Annotated in this window: 12 protein-coding genes and 1 riboswitch; of the genes, 5 read left to right on the plus strand and 7 right to left on the minus strand. The window is 60.9% G+C overall.

Going from position 1 to position 13,955, the window contains the following annotated elements:
* Positions 1 to 3: 3 nt before the first annotated feature.
* The 4 genes from napA to moaA form a co-directional block, all read right to left on the minus strand.
* The gene (napA, locus tag PG887_RS02455; protein ID WP_257711670.1) at positions 4 to 2,493 is read right to left on the minus strand and encodes a nitrate reductase catalytic subunit NapA; all 2,490 of its coding nucleotides are present in this window, start codon (positions 2,491 to 2,493) and stop codon (positions 4 to 6) included.
* A 189-nt stretch (positions 2,494 to 2,682) separates the two neighbouring features.
* Entirely contained in the window at positions 2,683 to 2,985 is a 303-nt protein-coding gene (locus tag PG887_RS02460; protein WP_053288594.1) for a chaperone NapD, read from the minus strand.
* A complete protein-coding gene (napF, locus tag PG887_RS02465) occupies positions 2,982 to 3,491 on the minus strand; it encodes a ferredoxin-type protein NapF (protein WP_010674153.1) in 510 nt (169 codons plus the stop codon). Before napF ends, PG887_RS02460 begins: the two co-directional genes overlap by 4 nt.
* 251 nt (positions 3,492 to 3,742) lie before the next feature.
* The gene (moaA, locus tag PG887_RS02470; protein ID WP_270821101.1) at positions 3,743 to 4,738 is read right to left on the minus strand and encodes a GTP 3',8-cyclase MoaA; all 996 of its coding nucleotides are present in this window, start codon (positions 4,736 to 4,738) and stop codon (positions 3,743 to 3,745) included.
* A riboswitch (molybdenum cofactor riboswitch) is annotated at positions 4,726 to 4,865 on the minus strand. It overlaps the preceding gene by 13 nt.
* Before the next feature lie 78 nt (positions 4,866 to 4,943).
* Here moaA and narQ point away from each other — a divergent pair.
* The 4 genes from narQ to PG887_RS02490 all read left to right on the plus strand — a co-directional run bounded on the left by narQ (position 4,944) and on the right by PG887_RS02490 (position 8,741).
* Complete coding sequence (gene narQ, locus PG887_RS02475) at positions 4,944 to 6,656, plus strand: nitrate/nitrite two-component system sensor histidine kinase NarQ (protein ID WP_270821102.1); 1,713 nt, start codon at positions 4,944 to 4,946, stop codon at positions 6,654 to 6,656.
* A complete protein-coding gene (gene narL / locus PG887_RS02480) occupies positions 6,656 to 7,294 on the plus strand; it encodes a two-component system response regulator NarL (RefSeq protein WP_039038841.1) in 639 nt (212 codons plus the stop codon). Before narQ ends, narL begins: the two co-directional genes overlap by 1 nt.
* 145 nt (positions 7,295 to 7,439) lie before the next feature.
* On the plus strand, positions 7,440 to 7,805 hold the full coding sequence (locus tag PG887_RS02485) for a globin domain-containing protein (RefSeq protein WP_113978478.1): 366 nt from the start codon (positions 7,440 to 7,442) through the stop codon (positions 7,803 to 7,805).
* Positions 7,806 to 8,165: 360 nt separating this feature from the next.
* Positions 8,166 to 8,741 (plus strand): LON peptidase substrate-binding domain-containing protein, encoded by a 576-nt coding sequence (locus tag PG887_RS02490; protein ID WP_010674148.1) that lies wholly within the window; start codon positions 8,166 to 8,168, stop codon positions 8,739 to 8,741.
* A gap of 272 nt (positions 8,742 to 9,013) precedes the next feature.
* Here PG887_RS02490 and PG887_RS02495 read toward each other — a convergent pair whose 3' ends face one another.
* The gene (locus PG887_RS02495) at positions 9,014 to 11,089 is read right to left on the minus strand and encodes an ATP-binding protein (RefSeq protein WP_270821103.1); all 2,076 of its coding nucleotides are present in this window, start codon (positions 11,087 to 11,089) and stop codon (positions 9,014 to 9,016) included.
* A gap of 18 nt (positions 11,090 to 11,107) precedes the next feature.
* Entirely contained in the window at positions 11,108 to 12,289 is a 1,182-nt protein-coding gene (locus PG887_RS02500) for an FIST signal transduction protein (protein WP_104455656.1), read from the minus strand.
* Positions 12,290 to 12,402: 113 nt separating this feature from the next.
* Here PG887_RS02500 and PG887_RS02505 point away from each other — a divergent pair, with 113 nt between their 5' ends.
* Positions 12,403 to 13,326, plus strand: coding sequence for a gluconeogenesis factor YvcK family protein (locus PG887_RS02505; RefSeq protein ID WP_104456085.1), 924 nt, complete (start codon positions 12,403 to 12,405; stop codon positions 13,324 to 13,326).
* A gap of 12 nt (positions 13,327 to 13,338) precedes the next feature.
* Here PG887_RS02505 and PG887_RS02510 read toward each other — a convergent pair whose 3' ends face one another.
* Positions 13,339 to 13,674, minus strand: a complete 336-nt coding sequence (locus PG887_RS02510; RefSeq protein WP_039038838.1) for an Hpt domain-containing protein — start codon at positions 13,672 to 13,674, stop codon at positions 13,339 to 13,341.
* Between the last annotated feature and the right edge of the window lie 281 nt (positions 13,675 to 13,955).

Below are 13,955 nucleotides of genomic sequence, written 5' to 3' on the forward strand. Positions count from 1 at the left end.
GCCTTATGCCTTGACGACCTTGACGGCGCACTTCTTGTAATCCGTCTCCTTGGAGAGCGGATCCGTGGCGTCCAGGGTCAGCTTGTTGACCAGCTGGCTCGCATCGAAGAAGGGCATGAACACCAATCCCTTGGGCGGACGGTTGCGGCCGCGGGTCTCGACCCGGGTCTTCACCTCGCCCCGGCGGGAGGAGACGATCACCTCTTCACCACGGCGCACGCCACGGGCCTTGGCATCTTCCGGGTGCATAAAGAGCACCGCATCCGGGAAGGCGCGATAGAGCTCGGGGACCCGACGGGTCATGGTGCCGGTGTGCCAATGCTCCAGCACGCGGCCGGTGGAGAGCCACATGTCGTACTCTTTGTCCGGAGCCTCGGCGGCGGGCTCATAGGGCAGCGCGAAGATGACCGCCTTGCCGTCGGGCTTGCCGTAGAAGCGCACCCCCTCCCCCGCTTTCACGTAAGGGTCGAACCCTTCGCGATAGCGCCACAGGGTCTCCTTGCCGTCCACCACAGGCCAGCGCAGGCCGCGGGCTTCGTGATACTGATCGAACGGCGCCAGATCGTGGCCATGGCCGCGACCGAAGGAGGCGTACTCCTCGAACAGCCCCTTCTGGACGTAGAAACCAAAGTGCTCGGCCTCGTCGTTCAGGGCCCCCTTGCTCTGCTCTTTCGGGAACTGGTTCACCTGGCCGTTGGCATAGAGCACGTCGAACAGGGTCTTGCCCTTCACTTCCGGCATCTTGGCAATCAACTCAGCCGGCCACACCTCTTCCACAGTGAAGCGCTTGGAGAACTCCATCAGCTGCCACAGGTCGGACTTGGCCCCTTCCGGTGCCTTCACCTGCTGGTGCCAGAACTGGGTGCGACGTTCGGCGTTGCCGTAGGCCCCCTCTTTCTCCACCCACATGGCGGTGGGCAGGATGAGGTCGGCCGCCTGGGCGGTCACGGTCGGATAAGGGTCGGAGACCACGATGAAGTTGGCCGGGTTGCGATAACCGGGCAGCGCCTCTTCATTCATGTTCGGGCCGGCCTGCATGTTGTTGTTGCACATCACCCAGTAGGCGTTGAGCTTGCCATCCTTGAGCATGCGGTTTTGCAGCACGGCGTGGTAGCCCACCTGCTCCGGGATGGTGCCTTCCGGCAGCTTCCAGATCTTCTCGGCGATGGCGCGGTGTTTGGGATCAGTGACCACCATGTCCGCCGGCAGACGGTGGGCGAAGGTACCCACTTCACGGGCGGTACCACAGGCGGAGGGCTGGCCGGTCAGGGAGAAGGGGCCGGAGCCCGGCTGGGAGATCTTGCCGGTCAGCAGGTGGATGTTGTAGCAGAGGTTGTTGGCCCAGACGCCACGGGTGTGCTGGTTGAACCCCATGGTCCAGTAGGAGACCACCTTCTTGTCCGGATCCGCATAGATCTGGGCCAGCTTCTCGAGCTTGTCCTTGGGCACGCCGGAGAGCTTGGAGACGGACTCCAGATCGTAATCCGCCACGAACTTGGCGAAGTCGTCGAAGCTCATGGGGGTGGAGTCGCCGCTGTCCGGGTTCTTGGCCTTTTGCTGCAGCGGGTTGGTGGGACGCAGGCCGTAACCGATGTCGGTCACCCCTTTGCGGAACTGGGTGTGCTTGTTGACGAACTCCCAGTTCACCTTGTCGTTCTGGATGATGTAGTTGGCGATGTAATTGAGGATCGCCAGATCGGTCTGGGGGGTGAACACCAGTCCGTTGTCCGCCAGCTCGAAGCTGCGGTGCTCGAAGGTGGAGAGCACGTGCACCTGCACATCCTGGTGGGACAGACGGCGATCGGAGATGCGCGACCAGAGGATGGGGTGCATCTCGGCCATGTTGGAGCCCCACAGCACGAAGGCGTCGGCCTGCTCGATGTCGTCGTAGCAGCCCATGGGTTCATCCATGCCGAAGGTACGCATGAAGCCCACTACCGCGGAGGCCATGCAGTGACGGGCATTGGGATCCAGGTTGTTGGAGCGCAGGCCTGCCTTCATCAGCTTGGCGGCGGCATAGCCTTCCCAGACGGTCCACTGGCCGGAGCCGAACATGCCGACGGCGGTCGGGCCCTTCTCTTTCAGGGTCGCCTTGAACTTCTCGGCCATGATGTCGAAGGCCTGATCCCAACTGATGGGGGCGAAGTTGCCGTTCTTGTCGAACTTGCCGTTCGTCATGCGCAGCATGGGCTGGGTCAGGCGATCCTCCCCGTACATGATCTTGGAGAGGAAGTAGCCTTTGATGCAGTTCAGGCCACGGTTGACCGGTGCATCGGGATCCCCCTGGGTCGCCACGACGCGGCCAGCCTGGGAGCCCACCAGCACGGAGCAGCCGGTCCCGCAGAAGCGGCACGGCGCCTTGTCCCAGGTGATGGCGGTCTTGTCGGTACTGGTGATCAGATTCGCCGCCAGAGTGGGGGCACTGACACCGGCCACGGCAGCGGCTGCCGCCACCGCATTGGCCTTCATAAAGTCGCGTCGACTCAGCTTCATGACATATCCTCGCATTGCTTAATCACATCAATGACAGCCATTGTGACGAGCCGCGCTGGCTCAGCTCCATGGCGCTTTATTCCTTTGCTCTGGGCTTTTCGTTCATCGAACGCAGACAACAGACCCGGCATCCCGTGTATTACCCGTGGCGGTCAGCGAACGACTCTTGCGCTTCTGCCACATGACGCCTTATTCCCCATCTTCGGCGTCCATTTCATCGAACTGGTGGTAGATCAGGGCCGCAGAGAGCACCCCGGGCAACCCCTGAATGGTGTCGATGGCCGCCATGATGGGGCGCTGGCTCGGCCCCTCCAGGGTCACCACCAGCTTGCCCTCCTCGCTGACGGCGTGGATCTCGGCCCCGTCCAGGGTCGCAATCCGCTCTGCCAGGGCGTGGCGCAGATCGGGCTGGGTCAGCACCACCAGGCTGGATACATGGAACTCTTCTCGCGTCATATTACCGTTTTCCAACTTGTTCGTCTCTTGGGTCATCGCGAAGCTTCGCCACGAGACAGACCGATGCTGATGCTGCCCACCGGGCAATCCGCCACGCAGGCCCCGCAGCCGTTGCACGACTCGGCATGGATGCTGGGGGTGGGTACGCGCCCCAGCCGGGGGGAAAAGCGGATGGCCTGCTGCTCGCAGCTGTCCTGACAGCGCTGGCAGAACACCTGGGCCGTGGCCAGACAGCCCGCCTCGATATGGGCCACATACTCCCAGGGTGTCTGGGTTGTCGGCCTGAACACCGGCGCCTGGCAGGCGCTGACGCACTCGGTGCAGAAGGTGCACTCGCCGCGGTGAAAATCCACCGTGGGGAAGCCCCCGTCTCCCTTGATCAGGATCTGCTCCGGACAGGCCGCCAGACAGTCGCCGCAGCGGGTACAGCCGGCCACGAACTCGTCCCAGGAGACGGACCAGGGCAACTGGATCCCGGCTTTGGGGGCGCTCAGGCGTCCCCGAAAAAGGCCTCTGCGTGACAAGTTGACCCCGTCGGTCATATCGACTCCTCTTTTCGGGGGCGGATGCCCCCGCGCGGATCCCGTGACTGGCATTTTCAATACCAATTATAAGCGTGGGTGTATATTGCGGCCCTGACAAGTCAGGGGATATACCACCAGGGAGATAAACAGGGGGGATTCTTGCGCTGGATCAAACCCTTGGCGCAATTAGACACAGCAGGGGCAAGGTAAATTACCCCTATGTGAGGATTGATAATTAATCGAAGGTTATTTGAGGTGCACGGCGGCTGTCAGCCGCCGATGGAGGCCAGGTGGGGGGTCATGCCTGCATTGCCTTCATGGAGGCGATGGGTGGCGGCCTTGCCGGTCAGTGCCTGGCGAATACGCCATTGCAGCGCCTTCTGCTGGCTGTCATCGGTGAGCAGATCCCGCAGTTCCACCCCGTTGTCGCCAAAGAGACACAGGTGCAGCTTGCCCTTGGAGGAGACCCGCAGCCGGTTGCAACCGGCGCAAAAATCCTTGCTGTAAGGCATGATGAGTCCCACCCCGCCCCTCGAGTCCGGATGCGTGAACACCTGGGCTGGGCCATCATCCAGGCCGCGCAGTTGCTGCACCCAGCCGCTCTCTTGCAGGCGCTGCTTGATGAGTTCACCGCTGGTATGGTGATCGCGAAACAGGGCGTCCATCTCGCCGGTCTGCATCAGTTCGATGAAACGAAGCTCGATGGGTTTGTCCCGGATCCAGGCGAGGAATGTCTCGAGCTGATGATCATTGAGCCCCTTGAGTAGCACGGCGTTGATCTTGACCGACCGGAAACCGGCACTCAGGGCGGCGTCTATCCCCGCCATCACCTCCGCCAGCTTGTTCTCGCCGGTGATCTGGTGGAACTGACGGGGATCCAGGCTGTCGACGCTGACGTTCAGGGCCGTCAGCCCCGCATCGAACCACTCGCGGGCACGCTCCTTGAGGCGATACCCGTTGGTGGTCATGGCCACCTTCTCGATGCCGGGGGTATTGGCCACGGTCTCGATGATGGCCGTGAAGTCGCGGCGCAGGGAGGGCTCGCCTCCGGTCAGACGCACCTTGCGCGTCCCCATGGCGGCAAACCCGGAGACGACGCGACGGATCTCCTCCTGGGAGAGGAAGGACTGGCGCCCCTCACCATCTCCTTTCGGCGGGTGATAGCCGTCCGGCAGACAGTAGGTACAGCGGAAATTGCAGACGTCGGTGACCGACAGACGCAAATAGTAAAAGCGACGGGAAAAACCATCTTCAAGTGGCAACATAAACACCTTTCCAAATACGGGAGGCCAGGGCATTTCTTTCCTGACCCTTTCAGCTCGAGCATCGGCTGACGGCGATCTCCCCCTATCTCAATGACTTAGGCAAAATCGCTCGGAGTTCATCTAGTTTTTCGATGCTAGCACAACTTGGAGTACACTCCCATGCTACTTTGTGGGGTCTTTGTGGGTGAAAAGGGAGCCGGTCGGCATGGGAAAATGGTTCAGAGTGCAGTCGGTCAGCAGCGCCATCGGTCGCTCCATGGTGCTGATCCTGTTCATGGCCAGCCTGATCGCCGTGGTGGCCATGGTCACCCTCTTCTATTCGGTTCCCGATGCCAAGGCCATCAACCTGTCGGGATCCCTGCGCATGCAGGCATACCGCATGGCCTATGAAATCGAGAAGGATCAGGTCGTCCTCGGTCGGCTCGCCCAGTTTGAACAGACCCTTCATGCCCCCGAGCTGCAGGAGACCCAGCGCTGGATCACGCCCGCCTCCCTGCGCCGCACCTATGGTGAAGTCCTCTTGCAATGGCAAGTGATGCGCGAACACATCGAGAATGCCACGCCCAGCCGTTATACCGACAATACGGAACAGTTCGTCGCCGCCATCGATGACTTCGTCAACCAGATGCAGTACCACGTGGAGTTCAAGGTTCGCATGCTGGCCCTGGCAGAGGGGTTGGGTCTGCTCGCCATCATCACCATCGCCTGGTGCACGGTGCGCTTCACCCGCCAGCAGGTGGTGGCCCCCCTCAACCAGCTGGTCTATTGCGCACGCCAGATCCAGCGTCAGGAGTTCGATCTCACCCTGCCCCCCCACTGTGAAAACGAGCTGGGAGAGCTGTCGGGGGCGTTCGCGACCATGGCCGACGAGCTCGGCAAGCTCTATCGGGAGCTGGAGAGCAAGGTGGAGGAGAAAACGGCCAAGCTGCAACAGGCCAACGACACCCTCTCCTTCCTCTATTCCACCGCCCAGAAACTGCACGCGGCGCCCCTCAGCCGCCGCACCCTGCAAAAGCTGCTGGAGCGGGCCGCCGCCCACCAGCACATCGAGTTCATCCGCCTCACCCGCTTCGAGCACAATGCGATGCCGGTCTACATCACTGGGCGCAAGGGGTGGCCGGGGGATCTGGCCGCCGTGGTGAGCTTTTACCTGCAGATGGATGACGAGGAGTACGGCCGGCTCGACTTGATAAGCGACCACCCCATCGACGAGCGGCTGATGAAGAACTTCTCCATGTTGCTGGCCCAGGTGCTGCACAAGGATCAGACCCTGCTGCAGCACCAGCGCCTGCTGCTGATGGAAGAGCGCGCCGTCATCGCCCGTGAACTGCACGACTCCCTCGCCCAGGCCCTCTCTTACCTGAAGATCCAGGCCACGCTGCTCAAGCGCTCCTTCGCCAAGGGGGACAGGGCCAAGACCGAGGCAGCCATGGAGCAGATCGACGAGGGACTCAGCAATGCCTATACCCAGTTGCGCGAACTGCTCGGCACCTTCCGCCTCAGCATCGGCGATGCCAACCTGGGTGAAGCCATCGCGGTCATGCTCGAGCAGCTCAAACCCCAGACGCACGCCGACATCAGGCTCCAGTACGGACTGACGGACACCGACCTTGAAGCGGGGCAGCACATCCACATCCTGCAGCTGATCCGTGAGGCAGTGCTCAATGCCATCAAGCATGCCAGTGCGCGGCACATTGACGTTAGCTGTGAGACCCTGGCTGATGGTAACATCCAGGTTCAGATTGCAGACGATGGTGTTGGAATAAGGGGCGCAAGCTCGGCGGTGAATCACTACGGTCTCAGCATCATGAATGAACGCGCCAGCAAATTGCGCGGCCAGTTGACCATCAGTGAACCGCCCTCCGGGGGCACCCGCATACACCTGACCTTTCCCACCAGCCTAACAAGAGACGCCTGATGGACGAGATGAAATACAGTGTTCTGGTCGTGGATGACCACCCCCTGATGCGCAAGGGAATTGTGCAACTGCTGGAGTTGGAAGATAACATCGACGTGGTTGGCGAGGCCTCCAACGGCACCGACGCCGTGGCCATGGCCAAGGAGTCCGAACCGGACCTTATCCTGCTCGACCTCAACATGAAGGGGTTGTCAGGTCTCGATACCCTCAAGGCGCTGCGGGCCGAAGAGGTGACTTCCCGCGTGGTGATCCTGACCGTCTCTGACGCCCGCCAGGATGTGGTTGCCCTGCTCAAGGCAGGCGCGGACGGCTATCTGCTCAAGGACACCGAGCCTGACATGCTGCTGGCCCAGCTGGCTGACGTGATGACCGGCAAGCAGATCCTGAGCGAGCCGCTACGTCCCTATCTCGAGAACATCTACGAGCTAGACCACCTGCAGCAGAAGCTGGAGAGCCTGACCCGACGCGAGATGCAGATCATGCGTGAAATCGCCAAGGGGTTGTCCAACAAGCAGGTCGCCTCCGTGCTCCATATCTCCGAGGGAACCGTCAAGGTCCACGTCAAGAGCCTGCTGAAAAAGCTCGAGGCCCAAAGCCGCGTCGAAGCAGCCGTCATGTACCTGGAACAGCGCAACTGAGGTCCCGGCCTCCGCCAGCAAGGGGCCACCATCCGTGCCTCCTTGCTGGCCCCCTCTTCTTTTCCCCAAATGGCGCGGAACCCGGTGCTCTATTGAGTAGATGGATTATTATTTTCATGACATCGCACGGGAAGGAAACATCGACATGACCTTTGAGCAGATAGAGCTGGTCCAGAAAGCCTGGGGCAGGGTGAGCGCCCTGAACAACAGCTATGTCCAGGAGGTTTATGAAGAGCTGTTCAGATTGTCCCCCGAACTCAGGGCCCTCTTTCCCCCACATCAGGAGCTGCCCGTTGCCAAGGTGTCGGACACCCTGAACACCGTCATCACCAGCCTCTCCCAACTGGATGCACTGGGTTTCATCATTCGCGATCTCGGCAGGCGTCACCAGCGATTCAACGTTCAACCCCACCAGTTTGCACTGCTCAAACAGGCGCTGACCCAGGTGCTGGCACGGCGTCTCGGCAGTGGTTTTACCCCGGCACTGGCACAGGCCTGGTCAGATGTATGACGAGATAGCCGCCCTGATGCTGGACGGCATGACACAGCACACCGAATTCACCACCTGATCCCCTGGCCTTTGCCCCCAATCGCTGAATGGGTCTGTAACAGGCATTTTGCATGAATCAAATTTGCAATATGCGAAAATAGACTCATTCTGCACACAGGGTATGTTCGGCGCCCTTACACCTCACCTGAATCCCTTTCGCACTGCCTTGCCTGCATTCGCGACATCAAATCACAATAGATTGATTTTAAATGGATATTAAAAATAACCACGGGAAATGACTCACCCCTTCGCCACGCCACCTCTCTCTGGCACGGTCACTGCATTGTCACATTCAGCAATGACTGATTAGGAGGATGGAACATGAAACTTCAACAACTGGCACTGTTCCCCTTGCCGTCCCACATTCTGCCCGGTGGCAAGCTCCCCCTTCGCCTGTTCGAGCCGCGCCACCTGCAGATGCTCAAGGAGTCCTTCCTCGAGGATCGTGGCTTTGGCATCGTGATGGAAGAGACCACCAGCACGGGCACCTGCGGACGGATTCTCCCGGTCGGCACCCGCGTCAAGGTGACTGATTTTTATACCCTCAACGACGGTTTGCTCGGGGTCACCGTGCTCGGCCTTGAACGCTTCTGCATCCACGAGATGGAAACGGATAGCGCAGGCCTCAGGCACGCCCAGGTCGAGCCGTTGCCCAACTGGCCGAGTGCGGATTCTGATGTCAGCGACAACCAGCTGGTCAGCCGATTGAGAGAGGTCTTTGCACAATACCCGGAACTGGATGAGCTCTACCCGGACAAGCAGTTCGACGATGCAGCCTGGCTCTGCCAACGCTGGCTCGAGATCCTGCCCATGCCGATCTATGAAAAACAGATGTTGATTGCCAAACAGAACAGTGAAGCGGCGCGCCAGTTCTTGCGCCGACTGATCGCACAGTGAGTCAAAGAGTGAGTCAACGGTTGGTTTGCAAAACGCGAATTCTCGGCACTGCATTCTTATAATGAAAAAGTGAGAATTGCATTTTGCAATCACGGTAGCGATAAATAACACACAATTCAGCTACAGGCCGCAAATAACAGGTTTTGAAAAGTTGGCACGACTTTTTCATATAAAACCGTACAACCCGATTTATCCCGTGCTCTCTTCAGTATTTGCTGAAGAATTGGTCAACCACCAGGTTGACCATTTTTTTTACCCAAAATCGGCCGACATCACCTGCAATGGCGGAGCAGGCAGCTTCGCAGCCTGGCAAGACTGATGGGTTTGGCCAGAAAATCGTTCATGCCCTGGGCAAGGCAGCGGGCCCTGTCCTCCATCATGGCATTGGCCGTCAACGCGACGATGGGCACCTCGCACCCCATGTCCCGCAGGCGCCGGGTCGCCTCCAGCCCATCCATCTGCGGCATCCGCATATCCATCAGGACAAGGTCCGGCTGCTGCTTCGCCACCTGTGCCAAGGCCTCCAGACCATTGCCTGCCAGCCTCACCCTGCACACCAGCTTCTGCAGCATCAGGGATACCACCAGCTGATTGACCGGACTGTCTTCCACCACCAGCACATCCAGCTCCAGTCTGGCGCACTCTTCACTGCCGGGGGCGGTGGCCGGAGCACAGGGAGAGGCCATCCCGGGCAGCTCGAACCAGAAGCAGCTTCCCAGTCCAGGCGTGCTCTGCACGCAAATATCTCCCCCCATCAGCTGCACCAGCCGCCTGCAGATGGCCAGTCCGAGCCCCGAGCCGGAGAAGCGGCGGGTTGCCGAACTGTCGACCTGATAGAAGGGTTCGAACAGCAACGCCTGATCCTCGGTGGAGATGCCGATCCCCGTGTCGCTGACCATGACCCCCAACTTTTCCTCCTCCCAGGTCAACGCCAGACGCACGCTGCCGGCGGAGGTGAACTTCACGGCATTGCCAAGCAGGTTGCCTATCACCTGGGAGAGGCGGACGGCATCCCCTTGAAGGCGTTCGGGGAGCGTCTCATCCAGGTGCCAGTGCAGTGTGATGCCCTTGGCACTGGCCTGTGCCTGTAAGGGCTCCACCAGGGCACGGCACAGCTCGGCTGGCTGAAAGGGTTCACAGTGCAGCGTCAGGGTATGTGACTCTATTTTCGAGAAATCGAGCACATCGTCGATGATGGTCTGCAACAGATGCGCAGAGTGGGTGGCATGGCCGATGAGGGTCTGTTGCGGAGTGTCGAGCCGGCCGTGCTGCAGCAGATCCAGCATTCCCAGCACGGCGTTCATGGGAGAGCGGATCTCGTGGGTCATCATGGCGAGGAACTGGGATTTGGCACGGTTGGCCGTCTCGGCATCGTCCCGCGCCCGCGCCAGCTCCTGCTCGCGGCGGATCTGGCTACCTATCTCCCGCGCCGTGCCCCGATAGCCGAGGAAGCGGCCACCGGCATCATGGCAAGGCTCCGCATTGATCTCCATCCAGCAAGGCCCGCCCGCCAGCATCACCTGGGCCCGCATTCCCCGCACCGGCAGATGGTGGGCGATCAGGTGCCGGTAGTGGCTCCAGGCCGTGTCCTGCTTGTCGTGGGCAAAATCATAGAGGCTTCTCCCCGTCTGGCGGGCCAACACCTCCCCCTGATAGCCAGGGGCAGAGACATAGCTGAGCCTGTGCTGGGGATCGGTCTCCCAGAACCAGTCGGAGGCCATGGAGGCAAAACTGCGAAAACGCTGTTCGCTGGCCTGCAGGGCCAGGGTCTTGAGGTCAACCTGTTCTTGCAGGCGAGCCCGATAGGCGATGTTGACCAGGGCCTGGGAGATGAGCGGGCGACAACGCTGCATCGCCGCCTTGCTCTTGAGATCGAAGGTGCCCGCCACGCTGTGCCGGCAGATGAGCACACCGGAAAACCCCGGTCCCTGCAAGCCTGTCATCATGACGCTGGCCCAGCCCGGCGCCCCCGCCAGCGGCGCCAGCTCAGGCAGTTGGGCGGGATCATAGATGACAAGGGTCTCTCCCTCGATGGCCCTGGAGAAGAGCGGTGTCAGCGACCAGGTCCGGCCCACCTCGTCCGGCTGGGTGCTCAGATGGGTGCTGCCCCTCACGGCCTCCCAGGCGACCACGTCCGCCTGCTCAAATCCGATAAAGGGCTTGAGAGCAAGAATGAGACTCTCCAGTACCTGCTCCAGACTCTGGGCCTGTGCCAGGGTCGCCACCCCGCACAGCAGGGCTTGGGACTCCTCCCGATATCTGGCCTCCCGCTCCCGGCAACGCATCAGCTCCACCAGCGTGGTTTGCAGTTTGTCGCCCAGGGTTTCGAGTTCGCTATTGCCTATCATCTTGAATCCAGCACAGTGTCAGCTCTCTAGGAAGATTACGCTCGACACCATGAGGTTGCCGTGTGCCAGCTCACCATGGGGTAATCGTCCCTGTTCACCGAAGGTAAAGGGCGTGATGAAGGGGATCTCACCCAGCCTCTGACTGAATTGACTGACGATGTCCCCCAGCCTGTCCCCCAGTGCCAGCCGACAACCGGCACAAAACACCACCAGGGCGCCAAAGGGGCGCATATTGCTCGCCATGCCATATTCAGGCTCGATATTCACCGCATTCAGGCTGCGCTGCAACAACCCTTCCTGGCTGCTGTACATGAGCAGCAGCCGCTCTCCCAGTCGGGTTTCGGTAAAGAGGCGCAGCCCCTCCCGCGCCGTCACCGCCTCGGGATGGGAGAGCTTGTAGTAGGGCAGGTCATCGAGCATGCCGACCTGACGGGCCAGTGGCGAGAGCGTCGTCTCCCTGAGGATGGTGCCCACCGGCCAGGGCGTCGCACGCTCGGTCCAGCGACCATAGACCCGGGCCGCCGGCTCGTGATCGATGGTCAGCACCTCCCGCCCGTCTATCCCGGTAATGATGCCGCGACACTCGGTGGGTACATAGCCTGAGTGAAACTGGAACGCCAGTTGGCAGTCGGGGTAAAGCACCGCCAACACGCACCCTTGTGATCCCTCCCCTTCGTCCCAGCACAGCTGCCACTGCCCGGCCACGCCGTCGTCTGCCGCCGACCCGCCGACGACGGGAACGGTCGCGCCAAACTCAGCGTCGATCCCCGCGAGCACAGCCTCCTCCAGCCCCGGGCTGGTGTGCAGCAACACGAGCTGCGGCAGCTCTCCCGGTCGGCCACCATCGGCGATGGCGCGGCGCAGCAATGCCCGCACATCCGGTTGATCCCCCATCTGGCCAGCCACGCCATATGCCCCCTTGTCATCATAAAGGGCGGCGACCGACAGGCTCCAGCCATGCCGACCATGATGCCCATCCTGGGTCAGGATACCGCCACAGGAGCTGCAACCGATCAGCCGGGTATCGGGAAAACGTGCCTTGAGCGCACGGCGCAGTTCCGCCGCCTCGTGTGCTTGGGTAAAATAGACCAGCAACAGCGATGGAACATGGGATGACTGGGCATGCAACCGCTCTGTAACTTGTTGGGCGGCCAGTGGGGTCGTCTCGGCAAGCGAGTGAGCCGTCAGGAAGTTCAACATCGTCTCCTAGGGGTACGGGATGCTGGCATCAAGCAAAAATCATACCCTTATCAAACAATTACCTGGCCATGGAGACTAGAATGGTGCTCACTGGCCTCCCACGGGATCACTGCATGTGGCAGAAAAATATCAATGACTTCGACCGGGTTGTCGCCATCGGCGGCGGGCACGGTATGGGCCGGGTGCTCTCTTCCCTGTCGTTCTTGGGATCCCGGCTGACGGGCATCGTCACCACCACGGATGATGGCGGCTCCACCGGACGCCTGCGCAAAAGCCAGGAGTGCATCGCCTGGGGGGATCTGCGCAACTGCCTCAACCAGCTGGTGACCACCCCCAGCATCGGTAGCCAGCTGTTCGAGCACCGCTTTACCGGCCGCGGCGAGCTCGCGGGCTACAACCTCGGCAACCTGATGCTGCTGGCCCTCGACAACCTCTGCGTGCGCCCCCTGGATGCCATCCGGCTCATCAGCGACATGCTGGAAATTGAACCCAATCTGCTGCCCATGTCCGAGCATCCCACCGATCTGTGCGCCCACACCGTCTGTGGCGATCAGATCCTGGGAGAGGTCTCCATCGATCAGCTCACCACACCGCCACGGGCCCTGAGCCTGAAACCGGTAGTGCCCGCCACGCGCGAAGCGGTCGAGGCGCTGAGCCAGGCCGACATGATCATCCTGGGGCCGGGCAGCTTCCTCACCTCCATCATGCCTCCTCTGCTGCTGCGCGAGATTGCGGAGGCGATCCGCAGCAGCCGCGCCATCGTCGTCTTCATCAGCAATCTGGTGGACGAAGAGGGTCCGGCAGGCCAGTTGTCACTGCCCAGTCAGCATCGTTGGCTGGAAGAGCGGATAGGCAGCGGCCGGATCGATGCCATTCTGGCTCCCGAGGGCCCCCAGGTACCCGAGCTGCAGCACTGCCTCGTTCGGGCCGAGCTGGGTGAAGCGGCCCTCCCCCACCGCCACGACCGCCTCAAGCTGCGGCTGGCACTCGACACCGTGATCCTGAGCAGGCTTGGCGAGCGCGACATGGCGGGCTGATACCCTTCTGGATCAGTGAAACTGGGCCAGATGGGTGAAGACCTGGGGCAGGGAGTGCTCCAGCTCAGCCAGCAGTCTGCCGGCCTCTTGCTCATCTTCCCGGCGACAGGCGGACTCCAGATCCATCACCTGCTGATAGCTGGGTTTGGCGCCATAGCTGCCACAGGACGATTTCATGCTGTGGGCAACACGCGCCAGGGCTGACCAGTCCCGCTGCTCAAAAAGCGGTCTTAATTGGGCCAACTGCTCGCCTACCTCTTCGACAAACACCGAGATGACGACCGGCATCATCTCGTGACCGATGTCATCTGCCAGTTGTCGCAGCACTTTCTGATCCAGCCACTCCATCTTCTCTTCCCTATGATGGTATTCAAACAGACCACAATATAGCGGACCCACAGCCCCGCTGTCACCCGCCCTTCGGGCATGCCCGTATCGCTCCGGATGCTCTTGCGTCACCAGAATGTGAGCAGCTTCAAGTTATCGGTATGTCAGTCAGAATGGAGAGAGATAAAGGTTGTCACAAAATTAACATTAAAGTAACAATGCAACCCATGAGAATGATGCGGCTCAGCAACACCTCTCTCATCCCTTTTTGCCTGTATGGCTGCTGCGAAGAACCAGGGTAG

Origin of the sequence: Aeromonas sp. QDB14 (assembly GCF_027707845.1) — a bacterium.
GTDB lineage: Bacteria > Pseudomonadota > Gammaproteobacteria > Enterobacterales > Aeromonadaceae > Aeromonas > Aeromonas caviae.